18 protein-coding genes and 1 pseudogene are annotated in these 23,791 nt (G+C 43.1%); 13 read left to right on the forward strand and 6 right to left on the reverse strand.

The features are described 5' to 3' along the window. Window positions 1-71: 71 nt before the first annotated feature. Window positions 72-1,553, reverse strand: a complete 1,482-nt coding sequence (locus AC6IZ0_RS19320) for a CIA30 family protein (protein WP_497724438.1) — start codon at window positions 1,551-1,553, stop codon at window positions 72-74. Window positions 1,554-1,730: 177 nt separating this feature from the next. Here AC6IZ0_RS19320 and AC6IZ0_RS19325 point away from each other — a divergent pair, with 177 nt between their 5' ends. The 4 genes from AC6IZ0_RS19325 (at window position 1,731) to AC6IZ0_RS19340 (ending at window position 5,415) form a co-directional block, all read left to right on the forward strand. Beyond that, a complete protein-coding gene (locus tag AC6IZ0_RS19325; RefSeq protein ID WP_497724440.1) occupies window positions 1,731-2,225 on the forward strand; it encodes a HugZ family pyridoxamine 5'-phosphate oxidase in 495 nt (164 codons plus the stop codon). A 2-nt stretch (window positions 2,226-2,227) separates the two neighbouring features. Further along, window positions 2,228-3,112, forward strand: a complete 885-nt coding sequence (locus AC6IZ0_RS19330; RefSeq protein WP_497724441.1) for an alpha/beta fold hydrolase — start codon at window positions 2,228-2,230, stop codon at window positions 3,110-3,112. 407 nt (window positions 3,113-3,519) lie between these two features. Then, window positions 3,520-4,686 carry a ferrochelatase gene (hemH, locus tag AC6IZ0_RS19335; protein WP_271733187.1) on the forward strand — a complete coding sequence of 389 codons (1,167 nt, stop codon included), beginning with the start codon at window positions 3,520-3,522 and terminating at the stop codon, window positions 4,684-4,686. A gap of 267 nt (window positions 4,687-4,953) precedes the next feature. Further along, window positions 4,954-5,415: a hypothetical protein gene (locus AC6IZ0_RS19340; RefSeq protein WP_271733186.1), complete on the forward strand. Its 462-nt coding sequence runs from the start codon at window positions 4,954-4,956 to the stop codon at window positions 5,413-5,415. Window positions 5,416-5,523: 108 nt separating this feature from the next. On the opposite strand, the gene purB is transcribed toward AC6IZ0_RS19340, so the two are convergent. Then, a complete protein-coding gene (gene purB, locus AC6IZ0_RS19345) occupies window positions 5,524-6,819 on the reverse strand; it encodes an adenylosuccinate lyase (protein ID WP_271733185.1) in 1,296 nt (431 codons plus the stop codon). A gap of 53 nt (window positions 6,820-6,872) precedes the next feature. Continuing rightward, the gene (locus AC6IZ0_RS19350) at window positions 6,873-8,402 is read right to left on the reverse strand and encodes a YifB family Mg chelatase-like AAA ATPase (protein WP_497724443.1); all 1,530 of its coding nucleotides are present in this window, start codon (window positions 8,400-8,402) and stop codon (window positions 6,873-6,875) included. Window positions 8,403-8,545: 143 nt separating this feature from the next. On the opposite strand from AC6IZ0_RS19350, the gene AC6IZ0_RS19355 reads away from it, so the two are divergent. From AC6IZ0_RS19355 to recR, 3 genes are all read left to right on the forward strand, one after another. Next, complete coding sequence (locus AC6IZ0_RS19355) at window positions 8,546-8,905, forward strand: histidine triad nucleotide-binding protein (RefSeq protein ID WP_497724444.1); 360 nt, start codon at window positions 8,546-8,548, stop codon at window positions 8,903-8,905. 161 nt (window positions 8,906-9,066) lie between these two features. Continuing rightward, window positions 9,067-10,149 (forward strand): photosystem II q(b) protein, encoded by a 1,083-nt coding sequence (psbA, locus tag AC6IZ0_RS19360; protein WP_497724445.1) that lies wholly within the window; start codon window positions 9,067-9,069, stop codon window positions 10,147-10,149. Between the two features lie 200 nt (window positions 10,150-10,349). Next, window positions 10,350-10,904 carry a recombination mediator RecR gene (gene recR, locus AC6IZ0_RS19365; RefSeq protein ID WP_417006604.1) on the forward strand — a complete coding sequence of 185 codons (555 nt, stop codon included), beginning with the start codon at window positions 10,350-10,352 and terminating at the stop codon, window positions 10,902-10,904. Window positions 10,905-11,028: 124 nt separating this feature from the next. Here recR and AC6IZ0_RS19370 read toward each other — a convergent pair whose 3' ends face one another. The 3 genes from AC6IZ0_RS19370 to AC6IZ0_RS19380 form a co-directional block, all read right to left on the reverse strand. Next, window positions 11,029-11,166, reverse strand: a complete 138-nt coding sequence (locus AC6IZ0_RS19370) for a hypothetical protein (protein WP_271733528.1) — start codon at window positions 11,164-11,166, stop codon at window positions 11,029-11,031. Between the two features lie 285 nt (window positions 11,167-11,451). Next, window positions 11,452-12,372: a histone deacetylase family protein gene (locus tag AC6IZ0_RS19375; protein ID WP_497724446.1), complete on the reverse strand. Its 921-nt coding sequence runs from the start codon at window positions 12,370-12,372 to the stop codon at window positions 11,452-11,454. A 48-nt stretch (window positions 12,373-12,420) separates the two neighbouring features. Beyond that, window positions 12,421-12,639 carry a hypothetical protein gene (locus tag AC6IZ0_RS19380; RefSeq protein WP_271733530.1) on the reverse strand — a complete coding sequence of 73 codons (219 nt, stop codon included), beginning with the start codon at window positions 12,637-12,639 and terminating at the stop codon, window positions 12,421-12,423. Between the two features lie 649 nt (window positions 12,640-13,288). Between AC6IZ0_RS19380 and gyrA the strand changes: the two are divergent. From gyrA to AC6IZ0_RS19410, 6 genes and pseudogenes are all read left to right on the forward strand, one after another. Further along, window positions 13,289-15,870 (forward strand): annotated as a pseudogene (gene gyrA / locus AC6IZ0_RS19385) (DNA topoisomerase (ATP-hydrolyzing) subunit A). Then, the gene (lnt, locus tag AC6IZ0_RS19390; RefSeq protein ID WP_497724448.1) at window positions 15,851-17,446 is read left to right on the forward strand and encodes an apolipoprotein N-acyltransferase; all 1,596 of its coding nucleotides are present in this window, start codon (window positions 15,851-15,853) and stop codon (window positions 17,444-17,446) included. Before gyrA ends, lnt begins: the two are co-directional and overlap by 20 nt. A gap of 166 nt (window positions 17,447-17,612) precedes the next feature. Continuing rightward, complete coding sequence (locus AC6IZ0_RS19395; protein ID WP_497724450.1) at window positions 17,613-18,335, forward strand: helix-turn-helix domain-containing protein; 723 nt, start codon at window positions 17,613-17,615, stop codon at window positions 18,333-18,335. Next, window positions 18,229-20,955, forward strand: coding sequence for a peptidase domain-containing ABC transporter (locus tag AC6IZ0_RS19400; protein WP_497724451.1), 2,727 nt, complete (start codon window positions 18,229-18,231; stop codon window positions 20,953-20,955). The genes AC6IZ0_RS19395 and AC6IZ0_RS19400 overlap by 107 nt, the downstream gene beginning before the upstream one ends. A gap of 110 nt (window positions 20,956-21,065) precedes the next feature. Further along, window positions 21,066-22,550, forward strand: coding sequence for a beta-barrel domain-containing protein (locus AC6IZ0_RS19405; RefSeq protein ID WP_497724452.1), 1,485 nt, complete (start codon window positions 21,066-21,068; stop codon window positions 22,548-22,550). A gap of 382 nt (window positions 22,551-22,932) precedes the next feature. Then, window positions 22,933-23,670, forward strand: coding sequence for a peptidylprolyl isomerase (locus AC6IZ0_RS19410; protein WP_497724454.1), 738 nt, complete (start codon window positions 22,933-22,935; stop codon window positions 23,668-23,670). The last annotated feature ends 121 nt before the right edge of the window (window positions 23,671-23,791 follow it).

Raw genomic sequence — 23,791 nt, forward strand, 5'->3', positions numbered from 1 at the left:
TAGATAAATGGACTTGTTACCGCTAATTCTTATAACTAACCTCCTTTGTCTGTTTCTCCTCGGTGCATTGATCAATCCGGCTGTAAATGAGAAAATAGCTGTTGCCAATTGATATCATTAGCAATATTTTCTCCTGATTTCACCTCTAAGGTCATATTACGCGCCTTTGATTGCTCTAGCGATCGCACACAAAGCTCCGCCACATCATCGCGGCTAATTTTACCTCTAATATTATCACCCTGCTCCAAGATTAATTCCTTACCCCCCACTTCCTCAGTTAAAGCGCAAGGTCTAATAATCGTATAGGGAATACCACTAGCTCTTAAACTATCTTCCCCCTTGAGCTTCCATGTTAAAATTCCTCCCAACTGGTCATTTAATCTGACTGCTGGGGGTTCTTCATCTAAATTAATTCCTGGTCTTCCCGGACGAGTCACACCAGCGGAACTAACCAGGACAAACTGGGGTAAAGTCTCCCCGCCGTATGCTTTGATATATTCAATGTGTAAAGCAAAACCACCAGCGGAGAACTTGGGATTTAAAGCCCCATCATATTCAAACTTACTTAACATCAGTTGAAATGAGGAGACTCTACTAGTATCAATAGGCGGACAGTCTTGCAGCACCTTAGCGCGAAAGACGGGAACTAAATCTTTAAAAGCAACACGAATATTTATCCAAGTATTATCTACAGTATCAAAGGAATAACTGTAACCAACACCATCCCATTTAGTATCTGTTCTTAAAAAGAGTTTATAACGTTGACCGTCACCCTTGACACGTAATTCTACACCTTCGCAACCAGATAAATCAAAGGGAGGTTGAAAATTCTTGGTTCTCACCGAAGCAAACCCCCCAGAGTTAGCCGTGGAAACATTCCCTGCAAACACCGCTGTATTTTCCAACAGTTGCATATTACTGGTACTCACACCACCCATAACCACATCATCCACTGCCCCCCAAATAGTCTTTAATTCAGCCGAGGGGTGAGTAAAATCAAAGATGAGTCTTTCATTACCTGGGGGGAGATATTGAGCCGCAGCTGTTACCAGGTTTTTCACACCTTGATATTCCACATTTTCGGGAGTATCACCCACAATCTCAGGCATATAAAATTTTATACCTTGATTATATTTGGCTCTATCGGGTGTGTCCCCTTCCACTGGTTGCACACGGACTGCAGTACAACAAATTACGGCTTTGACGTTAGCCATCACCATAGGGTTTAAAGTTTCCGGTTTAGTGATGTCCGCAGCTACTAAGTCAACATCATTACTGAGTACTGACCTGGCTCTGTCAATATCCCGTACAAGGGCGCGGACTTGATGACCTGCGGCTAAGAGTCGCGACACCACTCGTTTACCCACTCCACCTGTGGCACCTGCTACCAGTATTACACCCACATTTGTTCCTCCATTGGGTAGATTTCCATGATCACTAGGACGACCCTTAATTAACTGCTGTACCCAGTTAAGCAAAGGAAACACCTCGAAATAGGTTAGGGTGTCAATAAACCTCCCTAGGTCCCATTGAGAACGATTTTTGTCAGCCACAATCGCGTCCTCATAATTTTTACTGTTACATACATATATAATAACCGAACCATCACCAGCCCCCACCCTTAGCTGCGGGTGAGGTGAAAACAGTTATCACCGTGTATTCAGCTCACATGGCTAGATAGCCAGTACAATAAATGCGATCGCTCTGGAACTTAGGTTAAACGTTAATTTATGAGCCAAATTGAAAAAGCTCAAGCTGAGTATGAAACTTTTCCCCAAACAGTCGAAAGTATAATCATTGGTACTGTTAGCGCCGAAGGAATACCTAACGCCAGTTATGCGCCTTTTGTGATGGATGAAGCTAAAAATATTTATATCTATGTGAGTGGTCTATCCACCCACACCCAAAATCTCCATGTGAATCCTCATGTGAGTGTGTTATTTATTGAAGATGAATCTAAATGTGACCAAATTTTTGCCCGTCGCCGTTTGAGTTTTGATTGTACTGCTACTTTGATGGAGCGTGAAACTGAGGGTTGGAACCAGGTTGTGGCTGAATTTCAAGCCCGTTTTGGAGAATTAATTGCAGTTTTCCGCAGTTTACCTGATTTTCGGATTTTTCGCTTAACTCCTAGTGCTGGTCGTTTTGTGATTGGTTTTGGTACAGCTTATCAAATTCGTGGTGAGCAACTCGATACACTGGTTCATTTGACTGGAAAAAATTGATCATGCTGCAGTTTCAACCTCCAGGCTTTGGGGAGAAAGTGATTAATACATCCCTCGGGGCTATGGTTTACTATACTCAGACCAATGCACCCTGGTTAAATGCTGATAGTGAAGATTTACCACCTTTACTGTTTCTGCATAATTTTGGCGGTGGCGCTTCTGCTTATGAGTGGTCTAAGGTTTACCCGGCTTTTGCAGCTACCCACCGAGTCTTGGCACCTGATTTAATTGGTTGGGGTGCTTCTGCTCATCCAGTGCGGAATTATCAAATTAGGGATTATTTGACTACTATTAACGAGTTTATCCGCCAAACTTGCCGCCAACCAGTAACGGTGGTGGCTTCTTCTTGGACTGCGGCTTTGACTATTCGTCTGGCTATTAGCTATCCTGATTTATTTCAAAGCTTGTTTTTGGTGTGTCCATCTGGGTTTGATGACTTTGGCCAGGGGAGTGGACGTAGGTTACCATTAGCAATTATTAATGCCCCCTTATTGGATAATTTCATTTATACTCTGGGCGCTGAAAATGAAATTGCTGTGAGAAATTTTTTGCAAAATTTTCTGTTTGCTAAACCACAGCGGGTTTCTCGAGAAATTGTGGCCGCTTATTTAACTTCAGCACAACAGCCTGATGCTAAGTTTTCGGCTTTGGCGTTTTTACGGGGAGACCTCTATTTTGATTTGAGTTTGTACATCCAGCAACTGCAAATTCCCACGGTGATGTTTTGGGGAGAGGCGGCACAATTTACTAGCATTAAGTTAGGGCGACGTTTAGCTAGTCTCAATACAGCCGCAATTGGTGATTTTTATGCGATCGCCGACACAGGAGTATTACCCCATCTAGAAACCCCAGAAGTGTTAATTGGTCTATTACAGCGTTATTTTTAACCTACATGGCAATATGTGAAATTATAGCATTTCCCATGCTCGTGAGGTACAATTTTTTTTAGTTTGAGGGAACACCGGAACACCGGAACACCGGAACACCGGAACAGGGAATAGGGAATAGGGAATAGGGAATAGGGAATTGGTGTGTACTTCATGAGACTGAAAAAGGCTTTATGTAAACTAATTATCAAAAACTGCACTTTTTAACCATTAGGGTAGTCTCCACTAATGACGGCGCACAGCAAGCTGTTTTAGCCATAGCATTGTCAAACCGTTGATATAGTTGACACCAATGTTTTAAGATTGTTGACATTCTATCTTTGTTGACTAGAAAGCTTTATATTTAATAAAGATATAATTGTTAACATTAGTACAAAATCTGAAAGGATTGGGGGAAAATAACTGCTATGAGTCGTGTAGGCGTTTTATTACTCAATCTCGGTGGACCTGATAAGTTAGAGGATGTCGGGCCGTTTTTGTATAACCTGTTTTCCGACCCAGAAATTATTCGCCTACCGTTTCGCTGGCTGCAAAAACCCCTAGCTTGGTTTATTGCCTCACGGCGCACCAAAACATCTCAAGCTAATTATAAGCAAATTGGTGGCGGTTCCCCACTGCGGCGAATCACGGAGGCTCAAGGAGAAGCTCTCAAACAAAAGTTGGGTGATTTGGGACAAGAAGTGAATATCTATGTAGGAATGCGTTATTGGCATCCTTACACAGAGGAGGCGATCGCCCAAATTGCTCAAGATAAAATTGAACAGCTAGTAATTCTACCACTTTACCCACAATTTTCTATTAGTACGAGTGGTTCTAGTTTTCGGCTGTTAGAAAAACTTTGGCGAGAACAGCCAGAACTTCAGCCCACGGACTATACTGTCATTCCCTCTTGGTACAAACAACCCAGCTATCTCCAGGTGATGGCGGAACTCATCGCCCAAGAACTAGACCAATGTCCCAACCCCGATGAGGCTCATATCTTTTTCAGCGCTCATGGTGTGCCGAAAAGCTATGTTGAAGAAGCAGGAGACCCCTATGAGCAAGAAATCGAGGAATGTACTGCTCTAATTATGCAGACTCTCAATCGACCCAATCTTTATACATTAGCTTACCAAAGTCGTGTGGGTCCGGTAGAATGGCTCCAGCCTTATACTGAAGATGCGCTGCAACAACTTGGCGCACAAGGTGTAAAAGATTTGGTTGTTGTACCGATCAGTTTTGTCTCAGAACACATTGAGACTCTGCAAGAAATTGATATTGAATATCGGGAAATAGCCGAAGATGTAGGAATCCATAACTTCCGTCGTGCTGCAGCTCCTAATACTCATCCGGTATTTATTCAAGCACTGGCGGAACTGGTAATTGAGTCCGTGGAAAAGCCCAGTTTCAAGCTTTCCCAAGCTGCACAAATGAAGAAAAAGGTGAAAATGTATCCCCAGGAGAACTGGGAATGGGGTATGACTACCAGCGCCGAGGTCTGGAATGGTCGTATTGCTATGCTTGGTTTTATTGCTTTAATGATTGAGCTAGTTACTGGCCATGGTTTGCTACATCTGATTGGCCTTTTGCAGTGATAGTAATTCTCTCTATGGGGACGTAGCACTTTACGCCCCCGCTTCTATTAAAATCATACTTTCAGATGATAACTGCGCACTAAATATCCCGTTGGTAAGACGTAATCTATTTTTAAGTTTTGTAACTTGAAATTTAACAGGTTCTCAGATGACTGAGTTCTTTTGTCTCCACAAATTGTCGGAATTAATTAACCACAGATCAATGTTTTTGGGATCTGTCTTCTGTGAGGTTGATTGATTCTGAACAATTCTATTTATTGGAGTTGGATGATGAAAAAATTGATTTGCTTATGGACTTTAAGTTTAGCGATCGCATCTATGGGTGTTCCCGCTATAGCTCAGGGTCAAGAAATCGAGTATGATCAGAATGCTCCTCGGATTAGCGGTACTACTGGTTTAACTGATAGGCATTACATTAGTCTGTATACTGGTGAACAACCTTTATCTAGCGTTACTATTCGTCCGTCGGAACTTATGGATATTGGTGATAATATTCAGGTCACTGATGAGTCGGGTGCAACTATTGATGCAGAGGTTTCTAGGGAAGAGGACAGCTTGAAAATCAATTTTGCTCAACCTGTGGCTTCGGGAACTAACATAGAAATTGCTATCAGGGATTTAGGATTTGTACCGACACCCCAGGGAGTGTTCCACTATCAAGTTTCTGGTGACCATGTGGGCTTTGCTCGCGAGGTTCCCTATGGTTTGGCTAGAGTTGAGGTGTATTGATTCTGGGTTTTATCTTTTTTTTGGGAACCGCACCAGGGAACAAAGAGAAGGAAAACTTTTGATTGTCCCTTTCTCTTTGCTCTGGTGGTGGTCTGTGCCTACTTGTTTCTAAATATCTAGTCTTTGGTAAACTTGATCTAAATGCCGCAGGTGTTGTTGTGGGTCAAAACAGGTAGCAATTTCTGCGGGTGATAACTTTTGAGTTACACGGGGGTCTTGAGTGATGAGGTCGTGGAAGTTTCCTTCTGGTTTGTTCCAAGCAGCATGGGCGCTTTCTTGGACAATCCCATAGGCTTCTTCTCGTTTTAGTCCTTTGTCTATCAAGGCTAGTAGGACTTTTTGGCTAAACACCACACCGCCGTAACAGTTGAGGTTCCGCGCCATGTTTTCTGGATAGACTAGCAGGTTTTTTACCAGTTCTGTGATTTCAACTAGCATAAAGTGTGTTAAAATGCAAGCATCTGGTAGAATCACCCGTTCTACGGAACTATGGGAAATGTCCCGTTCATGCCACAAGGCGACGTTTTCTAGGGCTGCTCCCGCATGACTTCTGACTAGGCGCGCCATTCCTGTTAGCCTTTCGGAACGGATGGGGTTGCGTTTGTGAGGCATTGCTGAGGAGCCTTTTTGACCTTTGGCGAAAAATTCTTCAACTTCTAAAACGTCTGTTTTTTGGAGGTTGCGAATTTCTACGGCAAAGCGTTCAATGGATGCAGCAACTAAGGCCAATTGTTGCACGTAGTCGGCATGGCGATCGCGAGAAATAACTTGTGTCGAGGCTGTATCAGCTTTGAGTCCCAGTTTTTGGCAAGCGATGGCTTCCACCCGTGGTTCAATATTAGCATAGGTTCCCACTGCACCGGAAATTTTACCCACGGCGATGGTTTCCCGTAGGACTTTGAGCCTTTGTTGATGGCGCAGCACTTCTGCTAACCATCCAGCTAACTTAAAACCAAAGGTCATGGGTTCAGCGTGAATACCGTGAGAACGGCCAATCATGACTGTATTACGGTGTTCTCGCGCCTTTTGGCGAATTGCCTGAATCAAATTTTCCAGATGTTGGGATATTACATCCAGGCTAGCAACTAATTGCAGTCCTAAAGCTGTGTCTAAGACATCGGAGCTAGTTAACCCTAGATGAATATAGCGTCCCGCATCACCTACATATTCATTGACATTAGTTAAAAAGGCAATGACATCATGACGGACTTCAGCTTCAATTTCTAACACTCGCTTCGGGTCAAAATTCGCCTTAGCTTTAATTTCCTCCACTGCCTGAGCAGGGATATAACCCAGTTCAGCTTGGGCTTCACAAACTGCAATCTCTACCTGTAGCCAGGTTTTTAATTTGTAAGATTCAGTCCACAGGTTGCCCATTTCGGGCAAAGTATAACGCTCAATCAACGTTCGCGGCAGAATACAACTGTCATATTCTACAGTTTAATAGGCAAAAAATTTCACTGCATTCTGTCGATAGTCCGATACTGAATTGCTTCGGCGATATGATTGGCTTTAATTTCATCTTCTGCGGCTAAATCTGCAATTGTCCGCGCTACTTTCAGGATGCGATCGCTGGCTCTGGCTGATAACCCCAGTTTTCTAATTGCTGCTTCTAATAAGCCGCGACTAGAATCATCTAACTTACACCATTTTTGCAGATGCTGACTTTGCATTTGAGCATTACAACGCAGATTTGCTTCGGATTGGAAACGGGTATTAGCGATTTCTCGCGCTTGTTTGACTCTTTCTAAAACTGCAGCCGAAGCCTCTCCTGTGGGTTCTTGGGTAATTTCTTCCGGTTTTAAGCGATTCACTGCCACTTGTAAGTCAATGCGATCCATTAACGGACCCGAAAGCTTCGCCCAATAGTTTTCCCTTTGTCTCGGTGAACAGGTACATGGTTGAATAGTATCGCCATAGTAACCACAGGGACAGGGATTAGTGCTAGCTACTAAGGTAAACTGCGCCGGAAACATTACAGATTGTCTGGTGCGGGAAATTGTCACATAGCCATCCTCTAGGGGTTGGCGCAGAAATTCTAAAACATCCCGTTTAAATTCCGTTAACTCATCTAAAAATAAAATCCCTCTATGGGATAAAGAAATTTCTCCTGGACGGGGAAAGCTCCCACCTCCAACTAGAGAAGGTCCCGATGCTGAATGGTGAGGACTGCGGAAGGGGCGATCGCGCACTAAGGAGCCGCGGTTTTTTAATAACCCCGCTACAGAGTGAATCCGAGTCACTTCTAGGGACTCGGCAAACTGCAAAGGTGGTAAAATTCCTGGTAACCGTCTGGCTAACATAGTTTTACCACTCCCCGGCGGTCCGACAAAGATTAAATTATGACCACCAGCCGCCGCAATTTCCAAAGCCCGACGAGCATGAGCCTGTCCTTTGACATCCTTTAAATCTGGTCCGGCGTAAGGCGTTTTTGGTAACCCCTGTAAATTTTCTGGCTTTACAGGTTTATATCCTTCCGGATTATTTAATAGTTGTACCACATCGGCGAGATTTGTGCAACCGTAAACAGCCAATTCTTCTACTACTGCTGCCTCTTGGGCATTATCCGCCGGAACCACTAAACCGGCAATTCCCATTTTTTGTGCTGCAGCTGCAATGGGTAGAACCCCAGCCACAGGGCGTAAACTACCATCTAGAGAGACTTCACCCAGGAAAAGATAATCTCCCAATAAATCAGGACTCACCTGTTCTGAAGCCGCCAAAATCCCTATACTAATGGGTAAATCAAAACAAGGCCCTTCTTTGCGTAAATCTGCGGGAGTCAAGTTAATCACAATTTTCCGCATGGGGAACGCAAAACCAGCATTCTTTAATGTCGCCTTGACTCTTTCTCGAGATTCTTGCACAGCCGAATCTGGTAGTCCCAAAACGACAATCCCCGGTAAACCCCCTGAGACATCGACTTCCACGCCTACTTTGACGGCATCAATGCCTACAATAGATGCACTCCAGACTCTAGCAAGCATTTTTTCTATATATATTCAGTATTTTCACCTTTTAGCACATTACTCAGTATATTGCCATGAGTGAAACCACATAGACAATTTTATATGAGCGGAAAATTCAAGCGATCGACTAAAATCTTTAGCAGATGAGTAGCTAAATCCCTATGACCGAAACCACCGACACAATTTTCAGCAAAATAATTCGCCGGGAAATTCCCGTAGATATTGTTTACGAAGATGAATTAGCCCTAGCATTCAAAGACATCAACCCTCAAGCACCAGTTCATATTCTGGTGATTCCCAAAAAACCCATTGTTAAATTAGCCGATGCTGAACCTCAGGATCAAGCTCTTTTAGGACATCTTCTATTAACCGTCCAACAAGTGGCCGCAGAAGCTGGATTAACCAACGGTTATCGTGTGGTCATCAATAACGGCGCTGATGGTGGTCAAACTGTCTACCATTTACATTTACATATCCTGGGAGGAAGACCCATGGAGTGGCCCCTGGTTGATGAAACCTGATTGAATCGTGTCTGGGATGCGATTCATTAGAAATACAAATCTTGTTCATCAGAAAACTTTAATTAAAATCCCTTTACAAATCAAAACTTTTGCTCTAAGGTAGTATTCAAGTAGGCAAGCTTACCTACTCAACTCATTAAAACAAAAGCAATCATAAACAAATGACCACAACCTTACAACAGCGCCAAAGCGCCAACGTATGGGATCGCTTCTGCGAGTGGATCACCAGCACCGATAACCGGATTTACATCGGTTGGTTCGGCGTACTCATGATCCCCACCCTCCTAGCTGCTACCACCTGCTTCATCATCGCGTTCATCGCTGCTCCTCCTGTAGACATCGATGGTATCCGCGAACCAGTAGCTGGCTCCTTAATCTACGGAAACAACATCATCTCTGGTGCTGTTGTTCCTTCCTCCAACGCCATCGGCTTGCACTTCTACCCAATCTGGGAAGCAGCTTCCTTAGATGAGTGGTTGTACAACGGTCGTCCCTACCAGTTGGTAATTTTCCACTTCCTGATTGGTTGCGCTTGCTACCTAGGTCGTCAGTGGGAACTATCTTACCGCTTGGGTATGCGTCCTTGGATCTGTGTAGCTTACTCTGCGCCTTTGGCATCTGCTACCGCAGTATTCTTGATCTACCCCATCGGTCAAGGTTCTTTCTCTGATGGTATGCCTTTAGGTATCTCTGGAACCTTCAACTTCATGATCGTGTTCCAAGCAGAACACAACATCTTGATGCACCCCTTCCACATGTTGGGTGTAGCTGGTGTATTTGGTGGTTCTTTGTTCTCTGCAATGCACGGTTCCTTGGTAACTTCCTCCTTGGTACGTGAAACAACCGAAACCGAATCTCAAAACTACGGTTACAAGTTCGGTCAAGAAGAAGAAACCTACAACATTGTAGCTGCTCACGGTTACTTCGGTCGCTTAATCTTCCAATACGCTTCCTTCAACAACAGCCGTTCACTACACTTCTTCTTAGCTGCTTGGCCTGTAATCGGTATCTGGTTCACCGCTTTGGGTGTAAGCACCATGGCGTTCAACTTGAACGGTTTCAACTTCAACCAATCAGTAATTGACTCTCAAGGTCGCGTCATCGCTACCTGGGCTGATGTCATCAACCGCGCTAACCTGGGTATGGAAGTAATGCACGAGCGTAACGCTCACAACTTCCCCTTAGACTTGGCTGCTGGTGAAGTTGCTCCTGTTGCTTTGACTGCTCCTGCAATCAACGGCTAATCATAAACTTTAGCTGAATCGAAAAAAGCCTCCTAGAGATAGGGGGCTTTTTTTGTTTTTTAACCTAATTACTCCAGCTGACGAAGCGATCGCACAATCTAAAAACATGACCGGAAAAATGTCATCATAGTTGATGATGAGAAAATACAGGAGATAAAACCACGGTTTACGCACGTCCTTTAGCACGGTTAATCGAGCAGTTGCAACGCCTACCAGGAGTTGGTCCCAAATCAGCCCAAAGATTGGCGTTGCACATCTTAAAACGTCCCGAAGCCGAAGTAGAAGCCTTAGCACAAGCCTTGATTGATGCAAAAAAGCAGATAGGCTTGTGTTCTGTTTGCTTTCACCTATCTGCTGATCCTGTTTGTGAAATTTGTCGTCATCCTAACCGCGATAATACCTCTATTTGTGTGGTAGCTGATTCTCGTGATGTGATTGCTTTGGAAAAAACCCGCGAATATAAAGGTAAGTATCACGTTTTAGGTGGGGTGATTTCCCCTATGGATGGTATTGGAGCAGAACAGCTAACTATTCAAGCTTTGGTGCAGCGGGTGAGTCAACAAAAAATCCAAGAGGTGATTGTGGCTATTAGTCCGACTATAGAAGGGGAGACAACAACCCTGTATATCGGTCAGCTACTTAAACCATTTACCAAGGTGACACGTATTGCTTTTGGTCTACCCGTGGGGGGCGATTTGGAGTATGCAGATGAGGTGACACTAGCTAGAGCCTTGGAGGGTCGCAGAGAATTATAGTTTTCAATTCCATGAAGTGGGGTTTTGCAAGGCGATCGCTAGTAAAAATTAAGTTACTGTAGCTTTACAGTGATTTCCCAGTAGATGTGGTCTGTCTGTAAAACTTGCATTTTTGAGGGTTTATTTAGCGTTCTCCTGTTTTTTCAATGGTTTCTATCACTGCTAAACCAACACCAGAAGCTGCTATGAGCATGACTGCTGATAGCAAATAGATATTAGCAAACATTCTCAGGGCATCTTCAAAAAACATATAGGTGCTCATTATTTCACCTTTTCAACTCTGTGCTGTTGTTAGTGTTCATGTTTCCATTTCCTGATTTAACAGTTCTCATGGAACAATGACTTTCATTAGCATCTTAACAAAACTTTAGACAGTTTATAGGGGTAAAGAGATTTTTTTTTTCTGGACATGAGATGAATTTAATGCATTTTTTGTGACCTAGAATACAGAAATATATATAAATTAATATTTAGGTGCGTCAGATATCAAAAATCTCTTGATTTCCACAATTCACAGGGTCTGACGCACCCTAGAAGATATATTAAGTTAAATTAAGCAGGTTTCAATAGTGGCTAATACAGATTGGGAAAGGGAGGTAAAATCATAACCACCTTCTAAACCAAAGAGAATTTTCCGAGTTAGTCCCAGACAAGCATTTGTAAATAAGGCATAGTCTTGAGGCTGTAAATTAATATTGGCTAAAGGATCTGACTGATTAGCATCATAACCAGCACTGACAATCAGTAAATCTGCCTGAAACTCAGCTAAAAACGGTATTACCCTAGTTTCTATGAGTGGCTGATATACAGTGATATTACTACCAGGGGGTATCGGTAAATTCAAGACATGATCATATAATCCCTTCTCAGAAGCTCTCCCAGTACCGGGATAACACGGATGCTGATGTAAAGAACAGTATGCAATTTGCGGGTGAGTTTCGACGATCGCCTGGGTACCATTGCCATGATGTACATCCCAGTCGAGAATGGCGACGCGGTTAACTCCTGGTTGTTCCAGGGCATATAAAGCGGCGATCGCCGCATGGGAAAATAAACAAAAGCCCATACCAGTATTACGTTCAGCATGGTGTCCCGGTGGACGTGCTAAGACAAAAGCCGGGTTAGCACAGGTGAGTACAGTATCCACCCCATCCAACCAGGCACTTACTGCTAATAATGCTACATCATAACTGCGGGGAGAAACTGGTGTATCACCGTCTAAATAACCCCCTCCACTGGCGGCAATTTCTTTAACTTTGTTGATGTAGGCTAGATCATGGGCTTTGAGCAGTGTGGGTATAAGCGATGGCCTTTCTAATGCTGGCGTAGGGGTAAGCCAAGTAATTTTTTCCCCAAAGGTGGCTGAGTTGAGAGCATTGACTATTACCGTCAAGCGTTCCGGCTTTTCGGGATGATATCTTCCAGTTTTGTGGTCTAGAAACTCATCAGAATAAATGACTGATAGCATAAGGAGACACAGCAGAATACTCTGGGTTATTCTATCCTGATTGTTGCTCTAGCCTTCATGCTCCTCAAGAGTTTCATCAATTGGTTGCTCTAGCATCTCCGGTACTAAAGCAGGGTTCCCCCTCCGTTCCGCTGGCGATTGGGCGCGGATGACATCATCCATTTTGGGAGGATGTTTGATCATGTCTAGCACCTCCGGACTTAATTGAGATGCAGCATCTTCTGGGTGAGCTTTTTCCCCTGAGTTGAAAACTTTTTGGTGATTCATGGCAATTTATTTTAACTCCTACTCTTCACCTTAAGATATGTGGTAGTTAGGGGGTACTATCAGTGGGAGTTAAATTCCTATTTTCCCCATACCTCAATGGTAATATATAGCATTTCCCATGCTCGTGAGGTACAATTTTTTTTAGTTTGAGGGAACAGGGAAGAGGGAACAGGGAACAGGGAATAGGGAATTGGTGTGTACTTCATGAGCCTGAAAAAGGCTTTATTTACTATTATTGTTTCTAATCTATGGCTGTTCTGTCTTATTTCCAGTATGGGAAAAAGTTGATTAACTACAGATGTAAGACTGCTTAGGATCGAAGGACTATCTTCTGGCTAAAATAACTTTTTTTTGGCAATTAATTTGAATATAAACTATTAGTTATAAATGAGATGTTTCTAGTTATTTTTTCCTATAAAATAGTTACTAAAAACACATTCATAATGTTTTTTATATTACCATAGGCAAAAAGTCTAGTTTTCCAGTTTATTTCTCGATATTTTAGCTGGTTAATTTAGGTGCAAAAGATGAGATTATATGTTATAATGTTAACAAAAATATGGAAATTATTCAAGATTAATTCAGAATAATTTGACGCTGGCAACAAGCGTAAGGGCTAAAATCTACATTTTTTGGAGTTTTTTAGATTATGACAACCTCACAGGAGAGGATTATCCCCACAGACCTGCGCAATGAAATGTCCCAGTCTTATCTGGAATACGCCATGAGTGTGATTGTGGGTCGGGCGCTCCCAGATGCAAGGGATGGTCTCAAACCTGTGCATCGTCGCATCCTCTACGCAATGCACGAGCTGGGACTGACTCACGATCGCCCATTTCGTAAATGCGCCCGTGTAGTTGGGGAAGTTTTGGGTAAATATCACCCCCACGGTGATACAGCGGTCTATGATGCTTTGGTACGCATGGCCCAGGACTTCTCCATGCGATCGCCCCTGATTAACGGACATGGTAACTTTGGTTCGGTAGATAATGACCCACCGGCGGCCATGCGATACACAGAGTGTCGGTTACAAGCTTTAACTAGTCTGTCCCTCCTCCAAGATATTGAATCAGAAACTGTAGATTTTATCGATAACTTCGACGGTTCCCAACAAGAACCGACAGTATTACCATCACGCATCCCCCAATTATTGCTCAATGGTTCCTCCGGTATAGCTGTGGGTATGGCTACCAATATCCCCCCGCACAACTTGGGAGAATTAATTGATGGTTTGGTGGCGCTGATTCACAACACTGAAATCACTGACCTGGAATTAATGGAGTATATTCCCGGTCCAGATTTCCCCACAGGGCCCAGGTGTTGGGAACAGCAGCGATTCGGGAAGCCTACACCACTGGACGCGGTTCTATTACTATGCGGGGTGTGGCTACCATTGAAACCGTAGAACAACGAGGACGACCGGATAGAGAAGCAATTATTATCACTGAGTTACCCTACCAAACTAATAAGGCGGGGTTGATTGAAAAAATCGCCGACATGGTGAATGAAAAGCGTCTGGAAGGAATTGCAGATATTCGGGACGAAAGCGATCGCGATGGGATGAGAATCGTGATTGAATTGAAGCGGGATGCTTACCCCCGTGTAGTCCTCAATAACCTTTACAAGCAAACCCCCCTCCAAGCTAACTTTGGGGCGAATATGCTGGCCCTGGTCAATGGTAAACCGGAAATCCTCACCCTGAAGAAGTTCTTAGAAGTCTTCCTAGATTTCCGCGTTGAATCAATTACCAGACGCACCCGCTACGAACTGCGAAAAGCCGAAGCTCGTGATCATCTCCTCCAGGGGTTATTAATTGCCTTATCTCAATTAGATGCAATTATTGTTTTAATTCGTCATGCACCCGACGCACCCACAGCCAAAGCCGAGTTAATGACAAATTACGGCCTGTCAGAAGTCCAAGCCGATGCTATCCTACAGATGCAGCTGCGGCGTTTAACAGCCTTAGAAGCAGATAAAATCCGTCAAGAACACGCAGATTTACAAACCCAAATTGCCGATTTACAGGATATTTTAGCCCGACGAGAACGGATACTAGAAATCATTGAAACCGAAGTCACTCAGCTAAAAACCAGCTTTGCAACACCCCGGCGTACAGTAATTTTACCCGGTGAAGGCGATATAGATGAGCGTGACCTGATTGCTAACGAAAAAGCGATCATTTTAGTCACAGAACAAGGCTACATCAAACGGATGCCTGTCAACACCTTTGAAGCCCAAAGCCGCGCTACCAGAGGGAAAGCCGCCGCTAAGGTCAAAGATGATGATACCATTGAGCATTTCTTAACTTGCTGCGATCATGACAGTGTTTTATTCTTTAGCGATCGCGGTGTCGTCTACTGTTTAAAAGCTTATCAAATTCCTGTAGGTTCCCGTACCAGTCGCGGCACACCCATTGTGCAAATGCTACCCATTCCCAAGGAAGAAAAAATTACCTCAATTGTCCCCGTAGATGAGTTTAGCAGTGAAGAATATCTAGTTATGCTCACCAAAGGCGGCAATATTAAGAAAACCGAACTAGCTGCATTTAGTAACATCAGAGCTAACGGCTTAATTGCTATTTCTCTGGAAGAAGGCGACCAACTGCGCTGGGTACGCCGAGCTAGAGTAGAGGACAGCATATTAGTGGGTTCTCGTCAAGGGATGGCGATTCATTTTCGATGTACCCATGAACAGCTACGCCCTCTGGGTAGAGCCACTCGGGGAGTCAGAGCCATGAAACTAAAAAATGGCGATGAACTCGTAGGGATGGATATACTCCCAGCCGCCATTCTGGACACCCTGAATACAGAGGAAACCGCAGACATAGACAACGCAGACATAGACATCCAGGAGGAATCCCTAGAAGTACCAAGTAACGGTATTATTGGTCCTTGGGTGTTAGTGATTACCATGGGCGGATATGGTAAGCGCGTACCAGTCGCCCAATTCCGACTGCAAAACCGCGCTGGTCAGGGTTTAATGGCTACCAAATTCAAAAACCGTAAGATTAAAGACCAATTAGCCACCTTACGCATTGTTAACAATGATAACGATGAAATTATGATGGTGACTAATCGTGGTATAATCATCCGTCAAGCGGTGAATGCCATTTCCATACAATCGCGATCAGCCACTGGGGTGAGAGTGCAGCGTCTGGATGAAGATGATGCCATTAATGGTGTAGCTATAGTTCCTCCTGATACCGGTGAAGATGTGGAAGCAGCTGAGTAAAAAATATAGGGAAAGGGTAAAAAACTTACTCCCCTATGCGATCGCCTGCGCCAGTGGTGTATTAATGGGGCTAACCGTAGCCCCCGTGGGTGCATGGTTTTTCGCCTGGGTTGCCCTCGCCCCCCTGTGGGTGTTAGTTTTTACCTCTCCTGCATCTCCCCCCCTCCTGGGACTCGCCTGGGGTGTTGGCTATCATGGTGTCGCCCTATCCTGGATTACTGGGATTCATCCCATGAACTGGTTGGGCGTTCCTTGGTTACCAAGTTTAGCAATTACCCTGTTTTGTTGGTCATTTATTAGCCTACTTGGGGGGTTGCTCCTCACCCTGTGGGGGGCGCTTATGGCTCGTTGGGGGGGGAAAAAATCGGGGCTACGTGTTCTATTTGGTACGGCTATTTGGTGCGGATTAGAAAGTCTTTGGAGTGCTGGACCCCTGTGGTGGAGTTCCTTGGTTTATACACAAAGTCCCCACAACCTCGTAATTTTACACCTGGGTCAACTATCAGGACCCAACACTGTTACCGCCGCCATAGTTGCAGTCAATGGTTTAATTGCAGAAGCATGGATTAACCGCCACAGTAGAAGTTCCTCCCCTGGTCGGGTGGTCAAGCAACACTTGGCGATCGCCATCTCACTATTCATGACTTTACACCTGTTGGGATTTTATTTATATAGCCGTCCCATCGCCCAACCACCAGCAGCAGCTTTGCAGGTGGGAATCATCCAAGGTAATATCCCCAACGAAATAAAACTTATACCCCAAGGTTTGCGGCGGGCTTTAGCAGGTTACACCACCGGATATTACAATCTAGTAGACCAAGGTGTTGATGCAGTCCTGACCCCAGAAGCAGCTTTACCCTATTTCCAGCGCGACCTCCCCAACACTAGCTTAGTGCAAGCAGTGAAAGAAAAGGGCGTAGTTGCTTGGGTTGGGGCTTTTGGAGAACAGGGAACCAGTTATACAAATAGTTTATTTACCTTCACTGGGAAAGGTGAAATTTTCAGCCGTTACGACAAAACTAAATTAGTCCCACTGGGGGAGTATATACCCTTTGAGGATATTTTAGGCGGTATAATTGGGCGCTTATCACCTCTGGATGCTCACCAAGTACCAGGGAAAACCAACCAGATATTTGATACCCCCTTTGGTCGGGCTATAGTTGGTATATGTTATGACTCCGCTTTCCCCGAAATATTTCGCCGTCAAGCTGCTACCGGGGGGCAATTTATTCTCAGTGCTTCTAACGATGCTCATTACAGCCCCTCTATGCCATTTCAACATCACGCCTTGGATATGATGCGGGCTATTGAAACCGATAGATGGTCAGTGCGGGCGACTAATACCGGATATTCCGCCTTTGTTGACCCCCACGGTCACACCTTATGGATATCTGGACATAACACTTATGCAACTCATGCTGAAACTATCTACAAGCGGGAAACTCGCACTTTATACGTGCGTTGGGGTGATTGGTTGACGGTTCTGTTATTGGGGTTGGCTGGGTTATTCCATCAAGTTATTCGTCTCACCCACAGACCCACAGGCTTAACAGAGGGGAGCAACGCGATTTTGTGAGATCATCATAAAGAATGCAGGGGAGCACCGGAGCAGGTTGAATATTTTTCAATTTTTTTATATTTTCATAATCTTTTTATCACAAAATTATTATTTGTATAATTTCGAGTTGATGCCCAAATTACTCTGTATAATATAATGGGTTTCTTTATCACTATTTCTGTTTATGTCTGTCCATAAATATAAGAGAGAGGAGCAAATTCAAGACATTAATACAGGTAAGTTTTTGACACCATTTCAACGAGACCTATTACAAAAAAGTTTACAAACAGATTTACCTGATTTATATCGGCTACGGATTCAAATTATGCTACTTGCAGATGAGGGGAAATCTCAAGGAGTTATTTGTCACATTTTGGGCTGTAGTCCCGCAATGGTTAGACACTGGATGCACATGGCCAGGAGTGGTATGGCGCATCAATGGGGTGATTGTCCCGTGGGTCGTCCTAAAGTGGTCAATAACGACTATTTACAGCGTTTGCAAGAATTGGTGGTTAGTAGTCCCCGTGACTATGGTTATGCTTTTACACGGTGGACTGTTAAATGGCTGGGTGAACATTTAGCTCAGGAATTTGGTGTGGAATTGAGCCATAGACACATTAAGCGACTACTCAAACAATTGGGATTATCCACTTGTCACCAAATCAATCATCACCAACAAACAACTAAGGTAAATACTGGGAATCCTAGCATCTTGATTCAAGATTTGAAGTCAGATACCCCTCTAGAAGATCCCGTAATTTCCTATATTTCACCCACTTTAGATACTCATTTAAAAACTTATGGTGCAAAATCTACCGGTTTCTGTGCTGTCTCTAGAACAGTTCAACCAGGTTCTAGGTCATTCTTTCTCCCCAGCAGAATTTCACAACTACTACTCACAGTTTAAATTCAAAAGCCCCAGGGTCGGTAAGTTTTGGCAAGGAAAAGATGTAGATGCTGGTGTATACATTATCATCACTGGTAAAGTCAGGCTGTTGAATCACGCAGATGAGTTAATTACTACCTTAGAACCAGGAGCATCATTTGGGGAATTTACCCTATTCCCAGAAGCTGACTTTTACCCCTATGGAGCTAGAGCTAGTGTTAATTTACAACTATGCTTCATTCCGGCTACAGTTTTGTCAGCCTTGATGCAGAAATATCCCCACATTCAAAACCATTTATTCACCCAAGCCCGTGCAGTTAATTCTTTACTGGTAACTTCAGATTCACCACCTACATATCCCCAAGAGGAAATCACCCCCCCACCTGTCACACCAACCCAGACATCAAAAAAGATCGGTAAAGCTTACCTCCCCAGTCCTACACAGCGCGTCGGACATTTACTACAGAAAACTATTCGCCGTTACCCGTTTTTTGCTCAACAAAGTGCTTCAGATTGTGGTGCTGCTTGTTTAGTCATGGTATCTCGTTATTGGGGTAAACGCTTTAGTGTCAATCGTTTACGAGATATCGCTAATGTTGACCGCAATGGCTCATCTTTACGGGGTTTATCCACCGCTGCTGAAAGTATAGGCTTTAGTACCAGACCAGTAAAAGCTAGTTTAGATCAACTAGCCAAGCAAAAATTACCCGCCATTGTCCACTGGGAAGGTAAACATTACATTGTTGTTTATGAAATTACCCGCAAATCCGTCATTGTCGCCGACCCCGCCATTGGTCAACGTACCCTCACCTACGCCGAATTTAAAGACAATTGGACGGGTTACACACTGCTGCTACAACCCACAGCATTTTTCAAAGATACCCCCGAAACCGTCACACCCTTCTGGCAATTCTTTGAATTAATCAAGCCCCATGGCTTGGTGATGTTGGAAGTATTTGCTGCTTCTATATTTATTCAAATCTTTGGTTTAGTTACCCCTTTATTCACTCAGTTAATCTTAGATAGGGTCGTAGTTCAACGTTCGGAATTAACTTTATTTGCTGTGGGTTTAGGGCTGCTAATTTTTAGTTTATTCCGTGTGGCTATGATGGGGTTACGGCAATATTTATTAGACCACACAGCCCATAAATTAGATGTGGCTTTAATTGTGGCTTTTATTCGCCATACCCTGCGTCTCCCCCTCAATTTCTTTGAGTCTCGTTATGTAGGGGATATTATTTCCCGTGTTCAGGAAAATACCAAGATTCAACGCTTTCTTTCCGGTGAGGCTTTATCTATTGTACTAGATTTAATCACCGTATTTATTTATGTCGGGTTGATGTTTTGGTATAGCTGGAAAATGGCACTTTTAGCTTTAGTAATTGTGCCGCCTTTTTTCCTATTAGCCTTGATTGCTACCCCGTTTTTACGCCGGATATCTCGGGAGATTTTTAACGCCTATGCTACTGAAAGTAGTTATTTAATCGAAGCTTTAACTGGGGTGAGAACCGTTAAATCTACAGCAGTGGAGCAAACGGTACGTTGGCATTGGGAAGACTTACTAAATAAAAGAGTGAAAACCAGCTTTTCTGGGCAAGTTATCGGTAATCGCCTGCAAATTTTTAGTAATTTGATTGACGCGGTTGTTACTACTGGGTTACTATGGTATGGGGCATATCTAGTAATTCAAAATCAGTTAACTATTGGGCAATTAGTAGCATTTAATATGCTCTTGGGTAATGTGATTGCCCCATTTCAAAGATTAACTGTTTTGTGGAATGAGTTACAAGAAGTAACCATCGCTGTAGAGCGGATTAACGATGTTTTGGATACAGAACCAGAAGAGGATTTACAGCATCAAGTCCGGCAATCTTTACCACCAATTCAAGGTCATATCTGTTTTGATCATGTCACCTTTCGTTATCACCCAGAAAGTGATATTAACGTTTTAGAAAATCTCAGTTTTACCGTTAAACCAGGGCAAATGGTAGCTTTAGTAGGTCGCAGTGGTTCAGGAAAGACAACTATTTCTAAGTTAGTTTTAGGCTTGTATCCCCCTACAGATGGTCAGGTGTTAATTGATGGACATGATATTACCAGTCTGTCCTTACGTTCCCTACGGGAACAGGTGGGGGTAGTTGACCAAGATACTTTTCTGTTTGGCGGTACGATTCGCGAAAATATTAGTTTAGCACACCCAGGGGCAAGTTTACAAACAATTATAGAAGCGGCAGAGTTAGCAGGGATTGATGAGTTTATCAAAAAGTTACCCATGGGTTATGAAAGCCAAATCGGTGAAGGTGGGGGAATGTTATCTGGTGGACAACGACAACGAATTGCCATAGCAAGAGCTTTATTAGGTAATCCCTCACTGCTGATTTTAGATGAAGCCACTTCCCATTTAGATGCTGAATCAGAACGCATAATTCAAAACAACTTAAACACCATCCTCAAAGGTAGAACCACATTAGTAATTGCTCATCGTCTTTCCACAGTGCGCAATGCGGATTTAATTTTGGTACTCGATAAAGGCGTATTAATTGAAAGTGGTACCCACAACGAGTTAATGGCTAAACGGGGACATTATTACTATCTCAATCAACAACAGTTAGATAATGCAGGTAATATCCCCGACTTCTGAACACCATCTTCTCATCCCTTCAACATTTATCATAGAAGTCGGGGATATAACTACCATAATCAATTTTTTTGCCAAATCATTTAAATTTCACAACTATATCCAGGGGAATTATGCCAAATAGCATCAATCATGAGCAACATGAACCACTACAACCAGCCAACTTAATAGATGATTGGTCTCATGTCACCAAAGACCTACTAGATAGTTTACCCCAAGTGTGGACAAGGGGATTACTATACTTCCTGATTATATTTGTATCCATAGTTTTACCCTGGGCGATGTTTTCCCGCGTCGATGAAACAGGTACAGCTAGGGGAAGATTAGAACCCCAAGGTAAAACAGTCAGACTAGATGCACCCGTTGCTGGAACCGTGGCGGAAATTCAAGTCAAAGTAGGTGATGTAGTTACAGCTGGACAGACTTTATTGGTACTAGAATCAGAACTAGTCAAAGGCGAATTACGACAAACCAAAGATAGATTAGAAGGTCAATTAAACCGGTTATCTCAGTTAAACCTGTTAAAAAATCAGTTAGTTGTAGTTTTGGCAACCCAGCGCCAACAAAATCAATTTCAAGAGTTAGAAAAACAATCTCAAATTGACCAAGCTAGACAAAATTTAAACGCCATACAGAGTTTATCTAATTTACAAAAAGAGGAAAAATTATCCCAAGTTAATCAAGCTAAACAAAGCCTAGAACATAGTCAAACTGCTAATAAATTAATGGCTTCCCGTTTAGCTAGCAGTCAACGAGAAGTTAAACGCTATGGTCAACTCCGGGAATCAGGAGTTATACCAGAAATCACACTGGTAGAAAAGCAAGATATAGCCCAAGAACAACAAAGATTATATGAACAGAGTAAATCAGATATTCAACAAGCCCAGTTACGGTTAGGAGAACAACAAAGTAGTTATCAGCGCACCATTAAGCAATTTGATGCTGATATTAAACAAGCCCAATTAAGAGTCAATGAACAAGAAAATAGTTACAAAATAGTCACTAATGCTGGTAAACTGGCGGTACTCAGAAGCGAAGAACAACTGAAAAATATAGAGAGCGAAATTTCTACCCTAAATGCAGAAATTGCTCAAACTAAAAGCCAAATTCAGTCCTGGGAATTTCAACTTAATCAACGAGTGTTAAAAGCCAACGTCAGCGGAACCTTATTTCAGTTACCTATTGAAAAAGCTGGTTCTGTGGTGCAACCAGGTACCTTAATTGCCGAAATTGCTCCCACAGGTTCACCGTTAATTGTCCGGGGACAAATGGCCACAACTGAGAGCGGTTCCCTGAGTCAGGGTTTACCGGTTAAGCTGAAATTTGATGCCTATCCTTTCCAAGACTACGGGATAATTAGTGGTGAATTATTCAAGATTTCTCCCACAACTACAGAAATAGATACACCTAATGGGAGGGTAGCAGCCTATGAGTTAGAAATTTCCATGAATCAAGATTGTATTCCTAGTCAGGATAAATGTATCCCTTTAAATCCCGGCGACACTGTAACGGCGGAGGTAATTGTGCGCCAGCGCCGGATTATTGATTTTATACTTGATCCCTTTAAGCAGTTACAGCAGGGGGGTGTCAAGTTGTAAGGGTCTGTTCTCCCACAGCGCCACCCACCATAACTACTCAAATCAACATCAACCCCGTCGGTGCGTCCAGTCCCCTCCTTACAAGGGTAGGTTTTTTACATTGTCGTCAGGGCAAGACTTGGGGGACAAGGAAGGACAGTGGACAAGGGAGGAAAACCGTACAAATAATGTACAATTGGTAACAAAAACTGACGATCAACAGACCATTTTTTGTAGAAAATCTTCCTTGTCTACTTTCCCTCCTTGTCTTCGGTGGTCTTGCCTTCACAGTTAATATTAAAAACCTACCCCTGTGAGCCAGTCCCCTCCCCTTATTCAGGGGAGGGTTAGGGTGGGGTTTAAATTTTATCAACCAAAATCAATCAAATTTCAGGAGTAAATCATGTTAGAATCCATCACCATTACCCAAGCAGATATTTGGCAACAAGTCAAGCTTTCCCTACAAATTCCTGAGCTAGTAGAACAGATTGTCAACCGCAAGATTATCTTAGCAGCCGCAGAGGAAGCGGGAATCAAAGTAGAAGTTGAAGAATTACAAAAAGCAGCAGATTTTTTACGCTTAACAAATAAACTCACCAGTGCTGAGGATACTTATAAATGGTTAGAGAAGCATGGTTTATCTGTAGATGATTTTGAAGAGATTATATATACAAACTTAATTAGTGGTAAGTTAGGACAGCATTTATTTGCCGATAAAATCGAGCCGTATTTCTGGCAAAACCAGCTAAATTATGCCGGTGTGGTGATGTATGAAGTGGTGTTAGAAGATGAAGATTTAGCGATAGAACTTTTTTACGCCATTAAAGAAGGGGAGATGAGTTTTTATGATGTGGCGCACCAATATATTAAAGATGTGGAATTGCGCCGTCAGGGTGGATATTTGGGGGTACAGCGTCGCCGGGATTTAAAGCCAGAAATATCTGCTGCTGTATTTGCTGCGAAACCTCCTCAGTTGCTTAAACCTATTATTACAGCTAAGGGTGTGCGTTTGATTTTTGTGGAGGAGATTATCCAGCCGCATTTGAATGATGAGTTAAAGCAAGAAATTTTGAGGGATTTATTATTAAGTTGGTTAAAGGATAAAGTTAATCAAGTGGCGATTAATCTTAATCTGGAGTGATTGAATTTAAAAAATTAGGGATTTGTTTCTTGAGTGGTTCAATGCCAAAATGCTTAAGGTTGAATTGTTAACCAATTTCCACCCTTAAATAATATAACCAGTGTACGTCATTACATAAACT

The organism is Anabaenopsis sp. NIES-4685 (genome assembly GCF_059725405.1).